Raw genomic sequence first — 24,654 nt, forward strand, 5'->3', positions numbered from 1 at the left:
CGATTACCATCATGAAAAAAACAATCCTATACTTCATCGCTGGCGCGGCCATGCTGACGGTGATGAACTCTTGTTCCAAGCAGCTCGACCTGGCGCCTGTCAGCAGCATCAGCGATGCGAATTTCTGGCAAACACCCGACCAGGTGGATGCCTTTGTATCGGGCCTCCACAACAGGTTTCGGAGCAATACGTCTGCCATTCAATTCCTGGGCGAAATGCGGGCCGACATCTTTGGCACTGATCCGAATACCAATTCAACGTTTACAGGTGAAGCCACGCAGGGTACAGAGCGTTTGTGGACCAACAACCTTGACCTGGATAATCCCGGTGTTTCCAATTATGGTGGCTTTTACAACAATATCAACCAGCTCAATTTACTCATCAGCAAATTGAACGGTGGTGTTGCCGTTGCCGAAGCCAACAAAAATTATTACCTGGGCATCGGTTATGGCATGCGGGCCTTCTATTATTTTCAGCTATACAAAAGCTGGGGCAAAACAATTATTCAAACTGAGCCCACGACTTCGATCGATATTTCAACGCTTGCAAAACCGGCCTCCAGCGAAGAAGAGGTAATGAAGCTGATAAAAGAGGATGTTGATAAATCGGTGACGGCCTTTGGAAATGACTATAGCTTTCGCAATCAAAAAGGATACTGGTCAAAAGCCGCAACGCTGATGTTGAAAGCGGAAGTGTACTTGTGGACAAGCTACAGAGGTGGCGGCGCGGCCGATGCGGCCATAGCAAAAACAGCCTTGGCCGATATTCAGACCAATGTGCCGGGGCTAAGTCTGCTTCCATCCTTTGCGAATGTATTTGCATACAACAACAAGGGCAATAGCGAAATCATTTTTGCCATCCGCAACAAACTGGATGAAGCGCAATTGCCGTTTGCCGGGACGTTCCTGCCGCAAACGGGTTTGCTGGCCAATTTTTACGACTCCGTCGGCAACCGCAAGTTCAACGTCACCACGGATAATTGGGGCGGATTGTTACGGGCACCGGTGATGATTTCAACCTTCCGGAAATTTGACAACAAAGACTCAAGAAAGTGGGCATCCATCACAGCAGCGTATAACCTGGCAGGCGGCAACTATCAAATTGCAGGGGCCTTTGCAAGCAAATACCAGGGCGAACAAACACCCGCCGGCCGCCAGTATTCGAATGACTTCCCGGTTTACCGCTATGCCGACCTGCTTTTATTGCTGGCGGAAGCAAAAGTTGTTTTGGGCGAAAGTCCGGCTGCGGAAATCAACCTTGTGCGGCAAAGGGCTTATGGCGCAACTTATGACGCGGCAACCACCGGTTATCCAAACCAGCCTGTTGACGCCGATCCCAAAGAAGCCATTCTGCAGGAGCGCTACTTCGAATTTGTTTTCGAAGGAAAGCGGTGGTATGATTTGAGAAGGATGGACCCGGCAGGTGCGTATGTATTTAAGTACACCACCGTTCCGTCCAGCCAGGCGTACAAACTGCTCTGGCCTGTCGACAGAAATACGCTGACCAATAACAGGGCGTTGGAGCAAACACCCGGATACCCGAAGTTTTGATTCTTCCTTTGAACCGAAAAATTGTTTTTCTCACACAGCATAGCAATCGTTCCGGGGGTAATCTTGCCCCTGGTTTTTTCAAACGCTTAGATATTTACTTCCATGCATACACAAAAACTAAAAGGACTGATCGCGGCGCCGTTTACCCCGATGCGGGAAGATGGCTCGCTGAATCTCTCCCTTATTCCACCATACTATGAAATGCTGGTCGCCAACGGTGTGACCGGTGCATTTATCTGCGGTTCCACCGGCGAAGGCGTTTCCCTGACCACGGCCGAAAAAAAGGCGGTGTCGGAAGCCTGGGCCTCGTGTACCCAATCCAATCCCGGTTTCAAGGTAATGACACTCCTGGGCGGTACCAGTATCGCCGATTGCATCGACCTGGCAAAGCATGCCCGGAAACTGGAGCTCTACGCCGTATCGTTTACCGCGCCGTTTTATTTCAAGCCGGCCACGGTACAGCAACTTGCCGACTGCTGCAAGGTCATCGCCGCCGAAGTGCCCGACATGCCCTTTTATTATTACCACATCCCGGTTTTAACGGGAGTCAATTTTGCCATGTATGATTTGCTGCAGGCGGTGGACGGATCGATTCCCAACTTCGCGGGCATCAAGTACACCCACGAAGATTTCATGGACTTTCTTTCCTGCCTGCATTTCCAGGGCGGCAAATACGACATGCTGTGGGGACGGGACGAAAACATGCTGCCGGCACTTTCGCTGGGCACGCAGGGCGCCGTGGGTAGCACGTTCAATTATGCGGCACCGCTTTATTATGAGTTGATGGAGGCGTTCAACAACGGTGATTTGCTAAGGGCCCAAAAGCTGCAGCAGCAGTCCATCGATATGATCCGCCTGCTGGGCAAATACGGCGGCATCGCCACCGGCAAGGCCTACATGAAAGTGCTGGGCGTAGACTGTGGTCGCTTTCGCCTGCCGGTGCGCAACATGAGCGAAGAACAATTCAACGCCTTTCAAAAAGAGGTGGAAGCGCTGAATTTCCGTAGCTTTTGTTCCCGCATGCCGTCGGCCGTGAACACCTGAACCAAATGATAAAACACATTCCTTTTTACCTGATGCTCATGTTGACGATACCTGCCTTTGGCCAGGCGCAAAAACGTTCATTGCCCATCAACTGGAAAATTGCCGGTGCATTACCACCTGCGCAGGGGCAATCACAGGCTCTCGGTGTGGCTGGCCCTGTTGCGGGCCTGCACGACGACATGTTGCTCGTAGCAGGCGGCTCCAATTTTCCCGAAGGCATGCCCTGGCTTGGCGGTAAGAAAACATACTATAGTGAAGGCATTGTTTTTCGCCGCGATGAAAACAGTGCAGTGCATTCATGCAAAACATTTCGGCTCCCGTTTTCACTGGCCTATGCCGCCAGTTGTTCAACACCGCAGGGAATTGTTGCTGCCGGCGGGGAAAACGGGCAGGGACTGAGCAACAAGGTGATTTTGCTGCAATGGCAGGCTGCTGATTCAACCGTGGTATTGCGGCAACTGCCGGAACTTCCGTTTGCCGTAACCAATGCCGCCCTTGCCCTTCATCAAAACAAGCTTTATCTCGCCGGCGGCGAAAGGGCAACCGATGTTTCCAATGAACTCTTGGTGCTCGACCTGCTTGATACGGCAGCAGGGTGGAAGAAACTGGCGTTGCTTCCCAGGCCGGTTTCCCATACGGTGCTCGTTGTTCAGTCAAATGGCAAAGAAGACGGCCTTTACCTGCTCGGCGGACGGAAACGAAATCCAGGTGACCTGAGCGACCTGTATTCGTCCGTATACCGGTTCGACTGGCAAAAAAGTGAGTGGGCCGAAGAATCGCCTTTGCCCTACGCCATGTCTGCCGGAACGGGTGTGGCTGCCGGTTCACACGCTATCCTGCTTTTTGGCGGCGACACGGGAGAGACCTTTCATAAAACGGAAGCACTGATCGCTGCCATCGGCAAAGAAACCAGTGACGACAAAAAGAATCAATTGACCAAAGAAAAAATGGCGGTGCAGTCCTCTCATCCCGGCTTTTGCAGGCAGGTGCTCCTTTACGATACAAAAATGAAGAAGTGGATGCCGCAGGATTGCATTCCGTTTGCCGCACCGGTAACAACGACAGCGGTGCACTGGAACAATATGGTGTACCTGCCGGGCGGCGAGATCAAAGCCGGCGTTCGCACGCCGCAAATTTTGGGTGCAGACGTTGGAGGTTTTTAAAACCTCCGATGTCTGCCGATGCTAATAGACTTAACAGGTTTTTAAAACCTGATAAGTCTTTCGTTCGCAACCGTAAAAACAGACCGTGAAGAAATCGAAAACATATCCCTGGATTGTGGTGGCCCTGTTGTGGTTTGTGGCGCTGCTCAATTACATGGACCGGCAGATGCTGGCCACCATGCGGCCGTCCATGCAGGCGGACATCCACGAACTGCAATCGGCGACCAACTTTGGTTACCTCATGGGAATCTTTCTGTGGATCTACGGCCTTATGAGCCCCGTATCAGGGATTGCGGCCGACAAATTCAACCGCAAGTGGCTGATCGTGGGAAGCCTGGCCGTGTGGAGCGGCGTAACCTGGATGATGGGCTATGCCGATACGTTCAATCAGCTTTACTGGCTGCGGGCCGTGATGGGCGTCAGCGAAGCGCTGTACATACCGGCCGGCCTTTCGCTGATTGCCGATTACCATACCGACAAAACCCGTTCGCTGGCAGTGGGCATCCACATGACGGGCCTTTACATGGGACAGGCGTTGGGCGGATTTGGCGCCACGCTGGCGGCACGGTTCTCCTGGCATACGGCCTTTCATTATTTCGGCTTGGTAGGCGTGGCCTACGCAGTGGTCCTGCTGCTGTTTTTGCGGGAGAAAAAACACCCGGCAGATACTGCAGCCACGGCCTCTCTCGCCGGCCGCTCCTCCTTGTGGAAAGGCCTTGGCATCCTGTTCACCAACCTTTCGTTCTGGGTGATCCTCTTTTACTTCGCCATTCCCAGCCTGCCCGGCTGGGGGGTGAAAAACTGGCTGCCGACATTGTTTGCCCAAAACCTGAACATCGACATGGCAACGGCAGGACCGTTGTCCACGATCACGGTAGCTGCTTCTTCGTTCCTGGGCGTCATCTTCGGCGGGATTCTTTCGGACCGCTGGGTGCAGAAAAATATTCGCGGCCGCATTTATACCAGCGCCATTGGCCTGGGACTGACCATCCCAGCCCTTTTGCTGATTGGCTTTGGCCATTCCCTTTTTAACGTGATTGGTGCCGCCTTTTGCTTTGGCTTTGGTTACGGCATGTTCGACGCCAACAACATGCCGATTCTTTGCCAGATCGTATCGGCAAAATACCGGGCAACGGCCTATGGCCTGATGAACATGGCCGGCGTTTTTGCCGGTGCTTTTATCACCGATTTATTGGGCAAATCCACCGATGCCGGCAGCCTGGGAAAAAGCTTTGCCATGCTGTCGGTGATTGTCTTGCTGGCCCTGCTGGTACAGTTGTATTTTTTACGACCAAAGGCGAACGATTTTAAAGATGCAGTGAACGGAACAACCGGTTAACTGATTAAAAGAGATTGACGTCACAATAAACTATGCAATGAAAAAAATAAGCGTAACCCTTGTCCTTTTTTTCCATTTGATCGTCTGTTTCTGTCAGGGGAAAATTCCGGTTTTTGTGTCGGGAAGGGAAGGCCACAAAAGCTATCGCATTCCGGCTATAGTTGGTTTAACGAACGATGATCTTCTTGCCTTTTGCGAAGGCCGGGTAAACGGCGCCGGTGATTTTGGCGATATCAATATTGTCATGAAACGCAGCAGCGATGGCGGCAAAACCTGGACAGCTTTGCAAACCATTGTTGATGCCGATTCCCTGCAAGCCGGCAACCCGGCCCCGGTAGTTGATTTGACCGATCCGGCCTATCCGAGCGGGCGGATTTTTTTATTCTACAATACCGGTAACAACCACGAAGGGGAAGTGCGCAAGGGCGCCGGCTTACGCGAAGCCTGGTACAAAATCTCAACGGATAACGGACACACCTGGAGCGAAGCCGTAAACATTACGGCACAGGTGCACCGCCCCAAACAACCCCAGTTAAATCCGGCTTACAATTTTACTGAAGACTGGCGCAGCTACGCCAACACGCCGGGTCATGCGATGCAGTTTCAAAAAGGAAAATACAGGGGCCGGATTTTTGTAGCTGCCAATCATTCAGCTGGCGATCCGCAAAAAGGGTTTACCGATTATGTGGCCCACGGCTATTACACCGACGATCACGGGAAGAGTTTTCACCTTTCCACGACGGTTGCAGCGCCCGGCAGCAATGAATCAACGGCCGCCGAATTAAGCAATGATAAATTGATGATGAACAGCCGCAACCAAAAAGGCGATGTCCGTGCACGTATTGTTTCCATCAGCAGCACCGGCGGCGCCACCTGGGATACAACTTATTTTGATCAAACACTCATTGATCCGGTGAACGAAGGAAGCCTCTTAACAGTAGGACAAAAAGGCGGCAAAAACATCCTTGCGTTTTGCAACGCAGCCGATGCAAGACGCCGCGATAACCTTACGTTGCGCATCAGCAACGACGACGGTCATACCTGGAAGAAAACCTTCGTCATTGATAAAAGCTCCGACGGTACACACGGCGATTACACGGCCTATTCTGACCTGGTAAAACTGGGCAGGAAAAAGATCGGCGTGCTGTATGAAAAAGACGGTTATAAACAGATTGTTTTTACCGCGGTGAAATGGAAATGAACAGCAGCGCACCGCGACCTTCCCCACGATGGTCGCGGTGCGCTAAAAACAGAATCTTATGAATTATTCGAAGCAAGACTTACTTGCGCTAAATGATTTTTATTCCAGCCAGTTGCTGAACGATACCGTTCCGTTCTGGTTCCCGCGGTCGTACGATCACGAATACGGTGGGTTTTTACTGATGCGGGATGCGGACGGTTCTTTGCTTGACGATGATAAAGCCGTGTGGATACAGGGACGGGCCACCTGGCTGCTGTCAACCTTGTACAACACGGTAGAACAAAAGCCTGAATGGCTCGAAGGGGCAAAGCTGGGATACGAGTTTTTAAACAGCCATTGCTTTGACAGTGACGGACGCATGTTTTTTCATGTGACGAGAGAAGGAAAACCCCTTCGCAAGCGGCGATATTATTTCTCCGAAACCTTTTATGTCATAGCGGCGGCCGCCTATGCCAAGGCCAGTGGCGATGCGGAAGCCGCGGCGAATGCACGGCGTGTCTTTGGAGACTGTCTTGCCTACGCTTCCGGCGAAAAGAGACTGGAACCGAAGTTTACCGACACCCGCCCGGCAAAGGGCATCGGTGTGCCGATGATCATGTTGAACACGGCACAGCAACTACGGGACACCATCGGAGATGAGCGGTGCGACGAATGGATCACCAAATGGATAGAAGAAATCGAAACGTTTTTTGTGAAGGACGACATCCGTTGCGTTATGGAGCAGGTGGGGCCTGATGGAAGCATCATCAATCACATCGACGGGCGAACGCTCAACCCCGGCCACGCCATTGAAGGCGCCTGGTTTATCCTGCACGAGGCAAAGTATCGCAACAACGACCCGCACCTGGTTGATCTCGGCTGCCGCATGCTCGACTACATGTGGGAGCGGGGGTGGGACAAGGAGTTCGGTGGTATCCTGTACTTTCGGGATGTGTACAACAAACCCGTCCAGGAATACTGGCAGGACATGAAGTTTTGGTGGCCGCACAACGAAACCATCATCGCCACGCTGCTCGCTTACCTTACGACCGGCAACGAAAAATATGCGCAGTGGCACCGGATGGTGCACGACTGGGCCTACCGGCATTTTCACGATCCGCACCGCGGGGAGTGGTTTGGTTACCTGCACCAGGACGGCCGCCTGGCGCAAACGGCCAAAGGCAATTTGTTCAAAGGGCCGTTTCACCTGCCACGGCAGGAGTGGTATTGCGCAAAAATTCTCAGCGAACATTTTTCTGTAAACCAAGGCTCCGGTTCTACGCATGCAGCGCACGTTTAAAAATACAGGCTGGTTTGCCGCCGGGTTTTTCTTTGCCGCCCTGTGGGCCTCCGCATCCACCGCTACCAAGATTGGCCTCGCGGTAGCGCAGCCGCTGGTGATAGCCCTGGTGCGTTTCGGATTGGCGTCGGTAATCCTTTTGTGCCTGGCGCATGTCGTAATGCGGCAGCCGTTACCTACCCGACGTTATTGGAAGCCCTTGGCCCTTTATGGCTTTTTGAACATCACCGTCTACTTGGGTCTTTACGTGATGGCTATGCAAACGGTTACCGCCGGCATTGGTGCACTGGCCGTGGCGTCCAACCCGGTGTTCATCAGCTTTCTTTCGGTGTTCTTTCTGAAAAAACACATGACCCTGGCAGTAGTCGCCTCCATTTTCGTTTGCACCATCGGTGTGCTTTGTGCTGCCTGGCCTTTATTGGGAACGACAGCCGTGACAGCAAAGGGGCTATTGCTGTTGCTGGCCAGCATGCTATCGTATTCGGTAGGTGCCCTTTATTTTTCCTCCAGGGACTGGAACGGCCTTTCCTTACTGGCGATTAACGGCTGGCAAACCTTGTTGGGCGGTCTCTTTTTATTGCCGGTAGCGCTGATTTTCTACCAGCCGTCTGCTAACCGGTTCAACGCGACGTTCTGGCTGTCAGTGAGCTGGTTGGCGTTGCCCGTTTCCATCGTGGCCGTGCAGTTGTGGTTATGGCTGTTGCAAAAAAATGCGGTGCAGGCGGGGCTCTGGTTATTCCTTTGCCCGCTGTTTGGCTTTGCGCTGGCCGCCTGGCTGGTGCATGACCCCCTCAGCCTTTATACGCTGGCCGGTATCCTCCTGGTGATAATTGGACTGTTGCTGTCGAAAGTCAATGCAAGAAAAAATGAAGTGGTATTTGACTGAACCTTTGCAATGCGTTTTTCGCGGCCGTATTTTGTCCGCTCAGGTAGTATCGGCCATGCCGGATCGCCGTGGCCTTCGACTGTTCCCGCTTTCGCTCTTGCTCCTGCCGATCCTTTCTTTCGGGCAGTTGCAGCTGTCCAATATTTTTTCCGCCAACATGGTGCTGCAACGAAATGCACCCATTCACATCTGGGGCAAAGCCGTTCCCGGCAGGATGGTCACCGTGTCCTTTGCACGGCAGTGCCGGCAGGCTACGGTGCAACAGGACTCTGCCTGGAGCGTTTCGTTTCAAAAGCAAAAAGAAAATGCCAGACCGCAATCGCTTTTTATCGCCTGTGGAGATGAAAAAATTGAATTGCAAAACATCCTGGTCGGCGATGTGTGGCTTTGCTCAGGACAGTCGAATATGGAGTGGCCGGTACAGCGGGAAATGCACTGGAAGGAAGAAAGCAGAAACGCCCATCAGTCACTGGTGCGCCTGAACAATCCACCGCCAGCCGGCCGGAATGTTTATGGCGTGGCGTATACCGATTCATTGAACAGGCGCCTCACCACAGACAGCTTTTACGCATGGCATGGCTGGGACACCTGCGACAGCAACACGGTAAAAGACATGAGCGCCGTCGGCTATTATTTCGCCAAAAGAATCGTGGAAAAAGAAGGTATTCCTATTGGCCTGATTAACCTGTCCATTGGCGGGGCGCCGCTGGAAACCTTCATCAGCAGGGACGCCTTGCAAAATGACAAACGCTTTGCCGCCAAGGTCCGGGGCGACTGGCTTCGGAACGAACAACTCCCCGGATGGATCCGGGAAAGAGGAAAGCAAAACGTTGGCAACCACCCCGAGGGCTACAAGGATGACCTGGGATTGAACCACGCTTACAAACCCGGCTTTGCCTACGAAAGTGGTGTGAAGCCCCTGCTCAACTTTCCCATTAAAGGCGTGCTTTGGTATCAGGGTGAAAGCAATTCGCTGGAAAAAGAGCGGGTGGATGAGTACAAAGACCTCCTGCATTTACTGATCGACGATTACCGCAGAAAGTGGAAGCAACCGGACATGCCTTTTTACTGGGTGCAACTTTCTTCCATTGACACAGCAACCTATTCATCGCAATACTGGCCGCAGTTTCGCGATGGGCAACGCCGCTTATTGAACGAAGTGAAACGGGGCGGCATGGCGGTGTGCAGCGACATCGGCTTTCAAAACAACGTGCATCCGACAAACAAAAAAGACGTTGGCGAACGGCTGGCCCGCTGGGCCTTGCAGCAGGTGTATGGCGAAGACATTGTTCCCTCGGGGCCCCTGCCGTTGAATGCCGTTTATCACAAGGGAAAAATCATTGTGACATTTCGCTATGCCAGGCAGCTGCGAACCGCTGATGGCAATGGACTGCGCGGCTTTTCGCTGGACGGGAAGACCGGCGCGGCAGCCACTATCGTAAATGACCGGGTAGTGATTCGGTCTGAACAAACGCCGGCTTTTCTTTATTATGGATGGAAGCCATTCACGGATGCTAACTTAGTCAACGACGAAGGCCTCCCTGCGTCTACGTTCAAACTAAAAATCAACGACCGATGACAAAAAAAATTTTCCTTTCGTTTTTGCTGTTTTGCCAGCTGGCAATTGCGTTTGCACAATCCTACCGTCCGGCCGCCGAAAACCTGGCCGCCCGCCGAAGTTTTCAGGACAACAAGTTTGGCATGTTTATTCACTGGGGGCTGTCGAGCACTCTCGGCGCCAACGAATGGGTGATGAACAACCGAAGCATCAACAAAACCAATTACGCACGGCTGCTGCAGGTCTTCGACCCGGTGCATTTTGACGCGGCCAAATGGGTGGCAGCGGCCAAAAGCGCCGGTATGAACTACATCGTCTTTATCACCCGTCACCACGACGGCTTTTCCAACTGGGATACGAAATACTCCGACTGGAAAATCACCAACACACCCTATGGCAAGGACGTGCTGAAACAACTGGCCGATGAATGTAAAAAGCAGGACATGAAGCTGGGGCTTTATTACTCCCTGCTCGACTGGTACCGCGATGATTATCCCTACGAAACCGGTCGCACAGGCAAGGGCAGCGGCCGGACGGCCAAAAGCAACTACGCCTCCTACCTCCAGTTTATGAAGAATCAGTTGACGGAGCTGCTCACCAATTACGGTCCCATCATGTCCGTCTGGTTCGACGGCCACTGGGACCAGACCAATCCTGAAGGCAGCGCCGACCTTCGCTCACGGATCGACTGGAAGTACGACGAGATTTATTCACTTATTCACCAATTGCAGCCGGCCTGTCTGATCGGCAACAACCACCACCAGACGCCTTTCGATGGCGAAGATTTCCAGATGTTCGAAAAAGACCTGCCTGGCCAGAACAAGTCGGGGCTGAGCTACCAGCGGCCCTCCAACGAAATACCGCTCGAAACCTGCGAAACCATGAACAATTCCTGGGGCTACAACATTACCGACACGCAATACAAGTCGGTAAAAAGCCTGGTGCACTACCTGGTGAACGCGGCAGCCAACAACGCCAATTTTCTCCTGAACATTGGTCCCATGGCTGACGGCAGCGTCCAGCCCGAATTCACCGATACGCTGAAGGCCATCGGCCAGTGGATGAAGCGCAACGGCGAAAGCATTTACGGTACCCGCGGCAATGTGTTTCCGGCGCAGGACTGGGGTGTGGTAACGGCCAAAGACAACACCCTGTTTGTGCATGTGCTGAACAGGCCAAATGCCGGCTACATTTTTCTGCCCGGCCTCAACGAAAAAATCGCCGGCGCCAGGTTATTCGACGGGAAGCGCAAACTGTCCTTTCGCCAGCAGCCCGAAGGCGTGTTTGTGTACACCGAAAAGCTTTCGCAACCTGACATCGACACGATCATCGAATTAACCCTTTCGAAATAAACATGCAGACCAGCCGGCCATTGTTTTTTCTCCCGTTTTTCATCCTTTTTTTGGCAGCCGTACACGCGACGGCACAGGTTCGCCTGCCGCATTTCCCCGACACCCTTTTCTCCACCTATTACCACCAGCGGGTGACGCATTTCAGGAGTCTGCCGCAAACAAAAAATGACATTGTTTTCCTGGGTAACAGCATCACCGATGGCGGCGAGTGGAGCGAATTGTTTGGCGACCTGCGGCTCAAAAACCGCGGCATCAGCGGCGATGTTTCCACCGGGGTATTGAAACGTTTGGATGAAGTAGCGAAGCGAAAACCGGCTAAAGTTTTTTTGCTGATCGGTGTCAATGACCTGGCCGGAAATATTCCACCCGACAGCGTGGTAAAAAATATTCTTTTGATCGCCGACTACCTGAAGCAGGAAACGCCGGTCACGAAGCTGTTTGTGCAAAGCCTCCTGCCGGTGAACGACGGGTTGAAGAAATTTGCCGGTCATACCAGCAAGGCCGTACAAATAAAAGAGGTGAACGAACGCCTGCAGCAGGAAGCTGCAACGCATCACTACAGTTACATCAACCTGCACGATTCGTTTTGCAACCCGAACGGAAAATTGAAAGAGGAGCTGACAAACGATGGCCTGCACCTGACCGGCAAGGGCTACCTGTTGTGGAAACACCTGGTTTATCCCTGGGTGTACGACCTGCAAAAACAGCCCGCCATGTTGCCGCTGCCGCAAAAGACACAATGGAAGGAAGGCGTTTTTTCGCTGGCAGACTGCCGCGCAATTGTTTTCAGCGAAAAACAAAGCCAGCAAGAAGCGCTATTGCTCCAGGAGGCGTTGAGAAAGAAAGGCCTTGACATCCCGGTGCAAAATCAGCAAAAGGGAGCGAATAACATCGTGCTGCAAACAGGCAGGGTCATAGCGCCGGTGCAGCAGGAAGAAGCTTACCAGCTAGACATAACCGAAAATGGGGTGGTGCTGATCGCCAATACACCGCACGGTCTTTTCAACGGCATACAAACGCTGCTGCAACTGGCCAGGGATGGTGTGCTACTGGATGCCTGTTCCATTAAGGACTGGCCTTCATTTTCCTGGCGGGGCTACATGATCGATGTGGGCAGAAATTACATGTCGCTGAAATTGCTGAAAGAACAGATTGACGTCATGGCGCACTACAAGCTCAACGTGTTTCACTTCCATCCCACCGAAGACATCGCCTGGCGCATAGCCAGCAAACAATACCCGCAACTGACGGCACCCGAAACGATGCTGCGCAACAAGGGGCAGTATTACACGGAGGCCGAGATCAAGGAACTGATCAGCTATTGCCGGCAACGGTACATCACCTTCGTTCCCGAGATTGATATGCCGGGCCATAGTGCAGCATTCCGGCGTGCCATGCATACCGATATGCAAAGTGATTCGGGACTGGCCATTGTCAAAAACATTTTAAAAGAATTTTGCAAAACCTATGATGTTCCTTTTATTCATATCGGTGCGGACGAGGTAAAAATCACGAACGAGAAATTCGTTCCCGAAGTCACCACGCTGCTGAAAAGCCTTGGTAAAAAAGTCATCGGCTGGGAGCCGGGCGGCAATTTTTCACCGGAAGTCATTCGCCAGTTGTGGATGGACGATAACGGGAAAATCGCCGCCAACAAAAACATTCGCTACATCGACTCCAGGCATCTTTATGTCAATCACATGGACCCGCTGGAAAGCGTGGTGACCATTTTCAACCGGCAGATCTGCAACAAAAATGCTGGCGACGCTGCTGCACTGGGGGGCACATTGTGTACCTGGCACGACAGGGCGGCAGGAAACGAGGAAGACATCCTGCGCATGAACCCCGTTTACCCGGGCCTGCTGGCCTTTGCCGAACGTTGCTGGCAGGGCGGCGGAAAGGCCGGTTGGATCGCAAATGTGAGTGACGGCGATGAATCCCGTTTCCGCGAATTTGAAAGCCGCTTGCTGGATCAAAAGCAACTGTTTTTCCCCGGCAAACCGTTTCCCTATGTAAAGCAATCCAACATTACCTGGCAGTTGGTCGGACCCTATGCAAATGGTGGTGATGTAAAGAAAGCCTTTGCACCCGAAACCGCATCGACGAGCCAACTGAAACCGGTGAAGCAGGTGTCAGGCGGCACGGTGGTATTGCGTCACTGGTGGGCGCCGTTGATCAAGGGTGCAATCGACCAGCCGGAAGACAGCACGACCTGGTATGCCACGACACAATTCTGGAGCGATGAAGAAGGAGTGCAGTCGTTTTGGATCGGCTTCAACAATCTTTCCCGTTCGCCGGCCACCGACTCGCCACCGGCCGGAGCTTGGGATAACAAAGAGAGCAATGTGTGGGTGAACGGAAGCCGGGTGGCACCGCCACTGTGGCGCCGCGGCGGGCAAAAAGGGCTTTCGGAAATTCCATTGATCGATGAAGGCTATGAATACCGCCAACCAGCAAGGATTGCTGTTAAGAAAGGCTGGAATACGGTATTGATCAAGGCGCCGGTTGGCAGCTTCAAAGGCAGGGACTGGCACAACCCGGTTAAATGGGAGTTTACGTTTGTGCCCGTGGAAGACTAGTGGTATCACACAGAATTAGCCGTGTGACCGTTCGCAGAAAAAAGTGCGTACTGTTCGTAGCGTTTTACCCACATGTCTGAAAGAATCGAAGCGCAAATCCTGCTCTCAATCTGCACAAACGTTTGCACAATTGTTCGTGCGATGTTCTTCGTAAGTTGGGTCGGCGAAAGAAAAGCCTGGTCAATTGAATGATCAGAAAACTGCTTTCTCCCAATGGCCTCATAAATCAAGACAAATGATGAAAAAACTCGTGTTGCTATTCACGCTATCGTTTCCCTTGTTGTTAATCGCACAGCAGGTCAGCATCATTCCGCAACCTGTCAGCCTGCAAATGGGCAAGGGCAGTTTTGTGATTGACAACAACACTGCACTGCAGTACAATCCAGCCAGCAAAGACTTGAAAGCGGCGGCGGCCTTCTTCTCCTCCGCCATCAAAAATATTTCGGGTGTCAACCTGCCTGCACAGGCAAAAAAGCCAAAAGCCATCACGCTTAGCCTGGCCAAAACGGCGGACCTTGGAGACGAAGGATACCTGCTGAATGTGACTCCTGCTTCTGTCGTCATAACGGCCAATACCAGGGCGGGAATTGTGTACGGCCTGCAAACAGTGCTGCAAACGCTGCCGGCCGTTCGCACCAATGCGGCCCTGCAAATTCCGACCATGCAGGTGAAAGATTACCCACGTTTCAAATGGCGCGGCATGCACCTCGACGTCAGCCGTCACTTCTTTTCGCCGGACCTGGTAAAACAGTACATCGACCTGATGGCTACCTACAAGATGAACACCTTTCACTGGCACCTCACCGACGATCAGGGCTGGCGCATCGAGATCAAAAAATACCCGAAGCTGACGCAGGTTGGCGCATGGCGGGTCGATCAAAACGACAAGGTGTGGGGACAGCGGCCGCAGGCAACCGAAAACGAAACGCCAACCTACGGTGGCTATTACACGCAGGACCAGGTCAAAGAAATTGTCCGTTATGCGGCAGAGCGAAACATTACGATCGTACCGGAAATTGAAATGCCGGGCCACAGTGCGGCGGCCGTGGCATCGTACCCGTTTTTGAGTTGTACGCAACGTCCGCAATTGCCAATGACCGGTGGCAACTACCAACATATTTCGTCCAACTATTGCGCAGGCAACGACAGTGTGTTTCATTTTCTGGAAGATGTTCTTTCAGAAGTGATCAACCTGTTCCCATCCCCTTACATTCACGTCGGCGGCGATGAGGTGGACAAAGGGCCGTGGAAGGCCTGCCCGAAATGCCAGGCGAGGATCAAAGCCGAGGGCTTGAAAAACGAAGAGGAATTACAGAGTTATTTTATCCGGCGCATGGAGGCCTTCGTGATTCGCAAAAAGCGAAAGATGATCGGCTGGGATGAAATCCTGGAAGGCGGCCTGGCACCGGAGGCGACTGTCATGAGCTGGCGGGGCGAGGCAGGTGGCATTGAAGCGGCGAAGATGAACCACGACGTGGTGATGACGCCGGGCAATCCCGTGTACTTCGACCACTACCAGGGCGACCCCGCATCGGAGCCGCTGGCCATCGGCGGCTTTAATACCCTGAAACGGGTGTACGAATACGAGCCGATACCCAAAGAACTGAACGAAGAACAGGCGAAACACGTACTGGGTGCGCAGGCCAATTTGTGGACCGAATTCGTGACCACGCCTTCGCATGTTTTATACATGGTGCTGCCCCGGATGCTGGCCCTGGCCGAAGTGGTATGGAGCCCGAAAGAGGCCAAGAACTGGAGCAGCTTTAATGACCGCCTGCAACACCACTTCAAAACGTTTGACCAAAAGGCGCTGCCTTACGGCAAGGGAAATTTTAAAGTGGACATCAGGCCCGCTTCGCAGGCCGGGCAGCTGTTGGTGACGTTGGGTACCGAAGCGTACAAAGGAGAGATTTATTACACCACGGATGGCTCGCAACCCACGCTCCAAAGCCGGAAATACACGAATCCGGTTCGCATCGATTCTTCACTGGTGCTGAAAGCCGTAACGGTGGTAAACGGAAATGTGATGAGCCTCATACCGGCGCAACAGGCCTTTGTGCTGCACAAAGCCATCGGCAGGAACGTGGTTTATGCCAATCCCGTAAGCCAATACTACCTGGCCGATGGTCCGAACTCGCTGACGGACGGTGTTCGTGGCACGACGACCGTGGGCAAATACTGGCATGGCTTCTCGGGAAAAGACTTGATTGCCACGATCGACCTGGGTGAAGAGCAAAACATTCACAGCCTGGCATTGGGTTGCCTGCAGGCCTACCGCGACTGGATCATGCTACCGCAGTGGGTAAAGTTTGAAGTTTCCAGCGATGGGAAAAATTTTACCGAAGTGAAAACCGTTTCAAACGATGTTTCCGTCAACGAGCAGGCGGCCGTGATCAAAGATTTTACAGCCCGTTTCCCGCAACAGAAAGCCCGCTTTGTGCGGGTTACGGCAAAAGTGCTGGATCAATTACCCAAAGGACATGCCGGTGAAGGAAAACCCGCCTGGATTTTTGCGGATGAAATTGTGGTCAATTGACCGGGTTGTGCGCAGCAGGTTTTGTAGATTCGCAACAGTGCCAGGATGGGCTGCGGCAGGTGATCAACTGAGTCCGAATTAAAACAAGAGCAATGAAATTTCTTCAGCGGTTATTCGTTTGCGTGGGCCTGGCAATTGCGATTGATCTGCCGGCGCAACAACGGCCCAATATCCTGCTCATCGTTTCCGACGACCATGCCTACCAAGCCATCAGCGCCTATGGCAGCAGGTTGACGCAAACACCCGCCATCGACCGCATCGCCAAAGAAGGTGTTTTGTTTAAAAAAGCCTACGTCACCAATTCGATTTGCGGTCCCAGCCGCGCTGTGATCCTGACAGGAAAATACAGCCATAAGAACGGGTTTAAAGACAACGAGAATTCCCGTTTCGACGGATCGCAAAATACCTTTATCAAGGAGCTGACAAAAAGCGGCTATCAAACTGCGTGGATCGGGAAATGGCACCTGGAAACGGTGCCGCAGGGATTTACCTACTGGCAAATTCTTCCGGGCCAGGGACAGTATTACAATCCTGATTTCATCGGGATGGACAGCAGCCGCAAACGAATGGATGGCTATGTGTCGAACGTGATCGAAGATGTGGCCGAACAGTGGCTGGATCAAAGAGACACCTCCCGGCCGTTTTGCCTTGTCATCGGTCACAAGGCAACGCACCGAACCTGGATGCCCGATACGACTGACCTTGGCCGGTTTGATAACGTTACTTTTCCCTTGCCGCACAATTTCTACGACAACTACGAAAGCCGCCCGGCTGCAGCCGTACAGGACATGACGATTGCCAAGACAATGCGGATGGATTACGACCTGAAAATGTTTGCCATCGAAGCAGCCGAAAACAAGGAAGGAAGTATCAGCCGGATGAATGCCGCGCAGCGGGCAAAATTTGATGCGTATTACAAACCGGTTTACGAAGACCTGCAACGCCGCAATCTCTCGGGGAATGCGCTGACGGAATGGAAATACCAACGCTACCTGCGGGATTATTTAAGTACCGCCGCTTCGCTCGATCGCAATATCGGGCGGACCTTGGACTACCTCGATAAACACGGGTTAACCGGCAATACAGTGGTGATTTATATGTCCGACCAGGGGTTTTACATGGGCGAGCACGGCTGGTTTGACAAGCGTTGGATGTACGAGGAATCGTTCCGCACACCAATGATGATGCGTTACCCCGGCGTGGTAAAACCCGGCACCGTCAACGAGAACTTCGTGATGAACCTGGATATTGCCCCAACGGTTTTACAGGTGGCCGGTGTTGCCATCCCGCACGACATGCAGGGCAAATCGTTTTTACCCCTTTTGAAAAACAGAAAGGCGAAAGGCCGCGAAGTGATGTACTACCATTACTATGAAAACGGCGAGCATTCCGTTTCGCCGCATTTTGGCATCCGCACGGCGCGGTATAAACTGATTCGGTTTTACACCCGAGTCAATGGCTGGGAATTGTATGATCTGCAAAAAGATCCGGCTGAAACACACAACCGGTTTGGACAAAAAGGATACGAAAAAATTACAGGCGTGCTGATGAAGCAATTGACTGCGCAGGTCAAAGAATACGAAGACCAAGATGCCGCAGCGATCCTTGGTCAATCCGGCAAAAAAGCATTTTAACCCGAACCATGCACAGAACAATCTTTTTAACCGTTACAATATTCCTGTTTCATTCCCTGGCTTTTTTTTCTGCAGGCGCACAGGACGCTGCCACAGGACGCAGTGCCGTTGTACTAAACCCGACCGACACGGAAACGGACATCATCCGCAAGGCTGCCACTGTTGTTCCGGCGCCACGGCAGTTGCGCTGGCAGCAGTTGGAACTGACCGGATTTTTTCATTTCGGGGTGAACACATTTACCAACCGCGAATGGGGCGATGGCAAAGAAGATCCCCGTCTTTTCAATCCCACGGAACTGGACGCAGGCCAGTGGGTGAAAGCGGCGAAGGATGCAGGGATCCGGCAGGTGATTCTTACCGCAAAGCACCACGATGGTTTCTGCCTTTGGCCCACGGCAACCACGACCCATTCGGTGAAAAGCAGTCCGTGGAAAGGGGGCAAGGGTGATGTGGTGAAGGAAGTGGCCGAAGCCTGTCGCCGTTATCAAATGGGTTTTGGCGTTTACCTCTCGCCGTGGGACCGCAACTCTTCGGTCTACGGAACCGATGCCTACAATGATTTTTTTGTACAACAGCTAACCGAACTGCTGACGCGTTACGGTCGTGTGGATGAAGTGTGGTTTGATGGGGCCAATGGGGAAGGACCCAATGGGAAAAAGCAGGTCTATGATTTTGAGCGTTGGTACAAACTCATACGCCAACTGCAGCCCGGGGCCGTGATTGCTATCATGGGTCCTGACGTTCGCTGGGTTGGTACCGAATCGGGTTACGGGAGGGAACAGGAGTGGAGCGTGGTGCCGGCCAACAATCTTGACCAGTCGGCCGTTGCTGCCAACTCGCAACGGGGGATTGCGTTTAAGCCCGAAGGCGATATGCGGGGCGATGACCTCGGAAGCCGGCAGCAGATCCTGAAGGCAAAAGGCCTGGTGTGGTACCCGGCAGAAACGGACGTGTCCATCCGGCCGGGTTGGTTTTTTCACGAGAGCGAAAATGGCAAGGTGAAAACACCGGAAAAACTGCTTGACATTTATTTTCATTCGGTGGGCCGGAACGGTGTGCTGTTGTTGAATATTCCACCGGATAAACGTGGCCTTGTGCACGAAAACGACGTGCGGCAGTTGAAAGAGTGGAAGCAATTGCGGGACGAAGTTTTTAAAACCAACCTGGTGAAAACGGCTGCCATCCAGGCCTCCAACGGCAGCCGCACCGGCGTGCTGACCGATGAGAAAACGGGTACCGATCTTGCAACACGGGCCCCCGATTCTGTCGTCACGGTGAACCTTTCGTGGAAAACGCCACAAACGTTCAGTGTTTTATGCCTGCAGGAGAACATCCGCAAAGGGCAGCGTATCGAACAGTTTGTGCTGGACTATTGGGATGGAAAAGACTGGAGAAAAGCTGCCGGTGGAACAACGGTTGGGTACAAGCGACTGGTACAGTTTGAAGCGGTTCGGGCAAGCAAGGTCCGCCTGCGCATTTTGTCATCGCGACTGAATCCCTGCCTGGCTGAACTGGGCCTGTACAATTACACCGCGAAATAAATTTATCTGTTGCAGGGTAGAGAAAAATCCTGCGTACAAACAGTCAGGCATGAACAAGACAACCGGCTTGCTTTTCAGTTTTTTGCTCTTTGCCTTGGTGGCGATGGCGCAACGGAAGCCCAACGTTGTCTTTATTCTGGCCGATGACCTGGGCTATGGCGACCTCGGTTGTTACGGGCAAAAGCTGATTAAAACACCCAACCTGGATTCCATGGCCGCAAGGGGAATTCGGTTTACGCAATTTTATGCAGGCACCGCTGTTTGTGCACCGTCCCGTGCATCACTGATGACGGGCTTGCATACCGGCCACACGCCGGTACGGGGCAATTTTGAAATCCTTCCCGAAGGACAGTTCCCGCTGCCCGATTCCAGTGCCACCATGGCCGAATTGTTTCGAAAGGCCGGCTACGTCACCGGCGCCTTTGGCAAGTGGGGACTGGGCTACCCGGGTTCGGAAGGAGAGCCGCTGAACCAGGGTTTCGACCAGTTTTTTGGTTATAACTGCCAGCGCCAGTCGCACAATTATTTTCCCGATCATTTGTGGCAAAACCGTCATCGCGTTGAGCTGGAGAACACGCCGGCACACCAGGTGCAGTATGCGCCTGACCTGATACAGGCCAGGGCCGTTTCGTTTATCGACAGCAACAAACAGCGACCGTTCTTTCTTTACCTCGCTTATACTTTGCCGCACGCCGGTCTGCAACTGCCCGCCGGTGATTCGCTGTTTGCTTTTTATAAAAAACAATTCAACGAGTCTCCGAAACAAGTGCCGGCATCCTGGGACGGAGTGGGTTACCAGCCACAGGCCTATCCCGTGGCTGCCTATGCGGCGATGGTGTCGAAGCTGGACGCTTACGTGGGAGAGGTGCTGGCAAAACTTAAATCCCTGGGCCTGGAGGAGAATACGCTTGTGGTGTTTACCAGCGACAACGGCCCGCACCGCGAAGGAGGCAATAAGCCGGAAGCATTTGCAAGCAGTGGGGGATTGAACGGTGTCAAACGGGATTTGTATGAAGGCGGTATTCGCGAACCGGTGCTCATTACCTGGCCGGCGGTCATCAGGAAAAGCCGCACATCGGATTTCGTGGGAGCGGCCCGGGATTTCCTGCCCACGTTTGCTGCGTTGACAGGCCAGCGGCTGACTGTAAAAACAGATGGTTTATCGCTGTTGCCTCTCCTTCTGAAAAAAGGAAAACAGCGTGAGCATGCTTTCCTGTATTGGGAGTTCCACGAAGACGGTGGCCGCCAGGCCGTGCGCATGGGCAAATGGAAAGGCGTAAAGCTGAATGTGATGAAGAACGGCAGCGCGCCGCTGCAGTTGTTTGACTTATCTGCCGATCCCGGCGAAACAAAAGACCTGAGCGCCGTCCATCCGGACGTGGTTCGCAGGGTTTTACAGGTGATGAAACGAGAACATGTCGAAAACAAAAATTTCCCCTTACTGGTCGATTCGCAGCAATGATGCCATGCGCAATGCCTCACCGGAATAATGAATAGTAGATGGTAGATGGCGGAGGACTTTCCAGCTCCTTGTATTATTCCTGCACAAAAGTGGAAGCATAAGGTGCCCAACCGCTATCAAGTTGGAGAAAAATGGCGAAGCGGTCACCGGTTGATAGCCGGTGAAACCGGCGGTAAAAGAACGTGTGACTGGCAACGACCCCGAAGGGTTTTCCTGTGAAGGCGGGTTTTCGCACAGAAACCATCTCTCTTGCTGATGGCGGTTTTGCATTGGCAACCCATGAGGGGGTAAATCCAGCTGTGGCCGAACAAAGGAAAAGGAAAAAAAGATGATTGCGGTAAATGCAAGGTTATTTTTCCTTGAAGGCTTTTGGCGTTACGCCGAATTTCGACTTGAACACGGTTGAAAAATACGCCGGCGAAGAAAAGCCGACTTTGAAAGATATTTCCGAGATGCTCAGTTCTTCATGCTGCAGGAGATACCGGGCTTTCTGCAGCCGGGTGGAAAGGATGTAATCGTTCACATTCACATTCATCAGGGCTTTTACTTTACGGTAAAGCTGCACCCGCGAAATGCCCAGGTCTTTGCAGATATCTTCAATGGTGAAGTCTTCGTTGGCCAGGTTGCTTTCCACAATGGCCGTAAAGTCACTGATAAACTTGCGGTCGATTTTTGCAACCGTCTGCGTTTTCAGGTTCGATGGCAGTTCGGCGGAATAATGCTCTTTCAGCATGACCCTGTTTGCCAGCATGCATTCAATGGTTGTTTCCAGGAACTCGATGTTGAACGGTTTTGTTATGTAGGCGTCGGCCCGGTTTTTCAGTCCCTCGAGCTGGCTCTCCATGTTGGTCTTGCCTGTCAGCATCACGACGGGGATGTGCGAGGTCCTGATATCCGATTTCAGGATATTGGTCAGGGCCATTCCGTCTTTACCCGGAATGATCACGTCTGTGACAATCAGGTCGGGCACTACGTCGAAAGCCTGTTGCAAAGCGCTCTGGCCATCGAAGGCTTCAACGACTTCGTAATGGCTTTGCAGGCGCTGTTTTAAAAATTTGCGCAGGTCTTCGTTGTCTTCAATTAACAGGAGGGTATGCTCTTTTTCCAGCTTCAGTCCTTCCGGTTCCTGCTTCGCCGATTCGTTGACGAGATCCGTGGTGTACACTTTTTCGTCCTCATAAAGAACAAAGGGTGCGCTGGCTGCTTCGATGATTTCTTCCGGCTTCAAATGGTCCTTGCCGAGCGGCAACCGGATGGTGAACGTCGTGCCCTGTCGTTTCCTGCTTTCTACCGCGATTGACCCCTTGTGCAGCGTAATGAGTTCTTTGGAAAGCGCAAGACCCAGGCCGGAGCCTTTTTGATTTTCAAATTCGCCCTGGTAGAAAACATTGAACACATTTTTTACCGCATCTTCTGTCATGCCCACACCGTTGTCTTCCACTTTGATGACGACCTCTTTGTTATCGGCGCTGCGGTTCACATACACATGAATCAACCCGCCATCGCGGGTAAATTTGAACGCATTGGATAGCAGGTTGAACAGGACCTTGTCGAGCATGTTCACGTCAAACCAGACAGGCAGGCTTCGTTCGTTCGTCAGCAGGCGCAGGTCGATGCCGCGTTTCTGGGCGATCCGTTCGTACGACTGGAGGATTTCATTCGTAAACAGGATCAGATCGTTTTCGGAAGCCCGCAGGCGCATTTTCTCCACTTCAATTTTGCGAAAGTCCATCAGCTGGTTAACCAGCCGCAAAAGGCGAATGACGTTCTTGTGCACGAGCTGCAGGTTACGGCTCCATCGCTGGTTGTTTTTGGCGTCGGCCAGCATTTCTTCCAGCGGTGCAAGAATCAGCGTAAGCGGCGTACGGAATTCGTGCGAAATGTTGGTGAAGAAGCTCACCTTGGCTTCGTTGGCCACCTGTGCTTTTGCCGACATGTCTTCCAGTTCCTCCTTTTGCAAAAGGATCGCTTTGTTTTGCTCTTGCAGCTTTTGGTTGATCTTCCTGTTTTGCCGGAAAAGATAAAACAGCACGCCTCCGAACGTAAGTGCCAGCACAAGCGACGAGATCAGGATATATAAAAAGGTACGCTGGTGATTGGTGATGGTCTTCATTTCATCCAGCAGGGTGCGCTGCCGTTCGATCGATCGCTGCTGGCTGCTCATCTTGTCGGCCTGCAGCTTCATGTAGCGCACATTGGTGGAATCAATCACCGTGGTTTGAATCACGTTTTCTTTTTCGAAATTTTCCTTGTTGAGAATTTTCAGCGCGGTCTGGATCGCGTCTTCGCCGCCGGTTGGATAGAGCATGGTAGCCGTGACCAGTTTGTTGCCGACAAATTCCATCCCGCAACCGCTGCAGGGAAGGCCGTCCACACCGATGATTTTGGGCACAGGCAGTCCCTTGCTTTGAAAGACTTCGTAGGTTCCCGACGCCATCATATCGTTTTGTGCAAATACCAGGTCAACCGGCGCCTTGCCGGCAATTTCAGCCAGTCTTTCTTTCGCCTTTGTCTTGTACCATTCGCCGTTCAGCCGTTCTACCTGTATCGACGGATAGGGCCGCAGCGCATCCGAAAAGCCCCGGTCGCGTTCCATGGCCGGCGTGGATTTGGGCAGACCGGTGATTTCAACAACGCTGCCCCTGCCTTTCAACAGGTTAACGGTGTATTCACCCGCCATCCGACCGATGTTGTAATTGTCGCCTCCCACATAAGCCGTATACGAGGGCGACGAAATCTTCCTGTCGACCACGATAACCGGCGTGCCTTTGCGAAAGGTTTCTTCAACAACGGGTGTGAGCGGTGCCGCTTCGTTGGGCGAAATGATCAGCAGGTCGATGCCTTTGCGAACCAGTTCTTTCACCTGGCTGATTTGCCGCTCGCTGTTCCCATCGGCGTCGCGGTAGAGAAAGGTGACGTTAGGGTAAAACGAAAGTTCCCGCTTCATTTCTTCGAGCATGGTTTTCCGCCAGGCGTCCGACTCGACGCACTGCGAGAATCCAATCACAAACTCCTTTGACTTTGGCTCTTTGTTACACGACCAGAGAGAGAAGAAAAGAAGGACCTGAAAAACGGCCAGGACAACGCGATAGCTGTTACGATGCTGCACAGGATAAAGCAATCATTTGGTGGAAAAGCTTTCTGCAAGTTAAGGAAGTTCAATAGAAATCAGGTGGCGCAATTCTGTCATGCTGCGAAAAAAACAAAACTGCGATAGCGAAGCCGGGTACTTTATTTTCCGATCGGGAAGAGCAGAGGTGAGAACGGACTTGTTGTATTTAGATGTTCAAACACCGGTTTGAGCACCAGAAATTTTTGGAAACAAATTCGAAACAAGCCGTTACAAATTTGAAATAGTGTAAAAAGGGATCATATTTAATCGGCTGATGGAAAATCGATTGTTGTTCGTTGGATTTTTTTTCCGTTTAAAAGCAATTGAAACAAAATCCAAAGGCTGGCGGTACCCGGCATTGGTATATTGGGTGAAATTGCTTGCGATATGAAACTGCGCAAATTCACACCGGGATATT

The 24,654-nt window shown here is 52.4% G+C and carries 15 protein-coding genes; 14 read left to right on the forward strand and 1 reads right to left on the reverse strand.

Translation table 11 applies throughout. The annotated features are described in order from the left end of the window. Positions 1-11 precede the first annotated feature (11 nt). From nanU to D6024_RS20565, 14 genes are all read left to right on the forward strand, one after another. Complete coding sequence (gene nanU, locus D6024_RS20495) at positions 12-1,550, forward strand: SusD family outer membrane lipoprotein NanU (RefSeq protein ID WP_121356646.1); 1,539 nt, start codon at positions 12-14, stop codon at positions 1,548-1,550. Between the two features lie 102 nt (positions 1,551-1,652). Beyond that, complete coding sequence (locus D6024_RS20500; RefSeq protein WP_121356648.1) at positions 1,653-2,594, forward strand: dihydrodipicolinate synthase family protein; 942 nt, start codon at positions 1,653-1,655, stop codon at positions 2,592-2,594. Between the two features lie 5 nt (positions 2,595-2,599). Further along, positions 2,600-3,757, forward strand: coding sequence for a hypothetical protein (locus tag D6024_RS20505; protein WP_162944904.1), 1,158 nt, complete (start codon positions 2,600-2,602; stop codon positions 3,755-3,757). 85 nt (positions 3,758-3,842) lie between these two features. Further along, a complete protein-coding gene (locus D6024_RS20510) occupies positions 3,843-5,096 on the forward strand; it encodes an MFS transporter (protein WP_121356650.1) in 1,254 nt (417 codons plus the stop codon). 37 nt (positions 5,097-5,133) lie between these two features. Further along, entirely contained in the window at positions 5,134-6,297 is a 1,164-nt protein-coding gene (locus D6024_RS20515; RefSeq protein ID WP_121356652.1) for a sialidase family protein, read from the forward strand. Between the two features lie 58 nt (positions 6,298-6,355). Beyond that, positions 6,356-7,576 carry an AGE family epimerase/isomerase gene (locus D6024_RS20520; RefSeq protein WP_121356653.1) on the forward strand — a complete coding sequence of 407 codons (1,221 nt, stop codon included), beginning with the start codon at positions 6,356-6,358 and terminating at the stop codon, positions 7,574-7,576. Then, positions 7,560-8,462: a DMT family transporter gene (locus D6024_RS20525; RefSeq protein ID WP_121356654.1), complete on the forward strand. Its 903-nt coding sequence runs from the start codon at positions 7,560-7,562 to the stop codon at positions 8,460-8,462. Before D6024_RS20520 ends, D6024_RS20525 begins: the two co-directional genes overlap by 17 nt. Continuing rightward, the gene (locus D6024_RS20530) at positions 8,443-10,041 is read left to right on the forward strand and encodes a sialate O-acetylesterase (RefSeq protein ID WP_205573335.1); all 1,599 of its coding nucleotides are present in this window, start codon (positions 8,443-8,445) and stop codon (positions 10,039-10,041) included. The genes D6024_RS20525 and D6024_RS20530 overlap by 20 nt, the downstream gene beginning before the upstream one ends. Next, positions 10,038-11,372, forward strand: a complete 1,335-nt coding sequence (locus tag D6024_RS20535; protein ID WP_121356656.1) for an alpha-L-fucosidase — start codon at positions 10,038-10,040, stop codon at positions 11,370-11,372. Before D6024_RS20530 ends, D6024_RS20535 begins: the two co-directional genes overlap by 4 nt. Before the next feature lie 2 nt (positions 11,373-11,374). Continuing rightward, positions 11,375-13,951 (forward strand): family 20 glycosylhydrolase, encoded by a 2,577-nt coding sequence (locus tag D6024_RS20540; protein ID WP_121356658.1) that lies wholly within the window; start codon positions 11,375-11,377, stop codon positions 13,949-13,951. Between the two features lie 235 nt (positions 13,952-14,186). Further along, the gene (locus D6024_RS20550; RefSeq protein ID WP_121356661.1) at positions 14,187-16,487 is read left to right on the forward strand and encodes a glycoside hydrolase family 20 protein; all 2,301 of its coding nucleotides are present in this window, start codon (positions 14,187-14,189) and stop codon (positions 16,485-16,487) included. 92 nt (positions 16,488-16,579) lie between these two features. Beyond that, positions 16,580-18,121: a sulfatase family protein gene (locus D6024_RS20555; RefSeq protein WP_121356662.1), complete on the forward strand. Its 1,542-nt coding sequence runs from the start codon at positions 16,580-16,582 to the stop codon at positions 18,119-18,121. Positions 18,122-18,129: 8 nt separating this feature from the next. After that, on the forward strand, positions 18,130-19,662 hold the full coding sequence (locus D6024_RS20560) for an alpha-L-fucosidase (protein ID WP_121356664.1): 1,533 nt from the start codon (positions 18,130-18,132) through the stop codon (positions 19,660-19,662). A 49-nt stretch (positions 19,663-19,711) separates the two neighbouring features. Then, positions 19,712-21,124, forward strand: a complete 1,413-nt coding sequence (locus D6024_RS20565; RefSeq protein ID WP_121356665.1) for an arylsulfatase — start codon at positions 19,712-19,714, stop codon at positions 21,122-21,124. Positions 21,125-21,473: 349 nt separating this feature from the next. Here D6024_RS20565 and D6024_RS20570 read toward each other — a convergent pair whose 3' ends face one another. After that, the gene (locus D6024_RS20570) at positions 21,474-24,233 is read right to left on the reverse strand and encodes a substrate-binding domain-containing protein (RefSeq protein ID WP_240410108.1); all 2,760 of its coding nucleotides are present in this window, start codon (positions 24,231-24,233) and stop codon (positions 21,474-21,476) included. Between the last annotated feature and the right edge of the window lie 421 nt (positions 24,234-24,654).

Origin of the sequence: Flavisolibacter nicotianae, assembly GCF_003628535.1 — a bacterium.
Taxonomy (GTDB): domain Bacteria; phylum Bacteroidota; class Bacteroidia; order Chitinophagales; family Chitinophagaceae; genus Flavisolibacter; species Flavisolibacter nicotianae.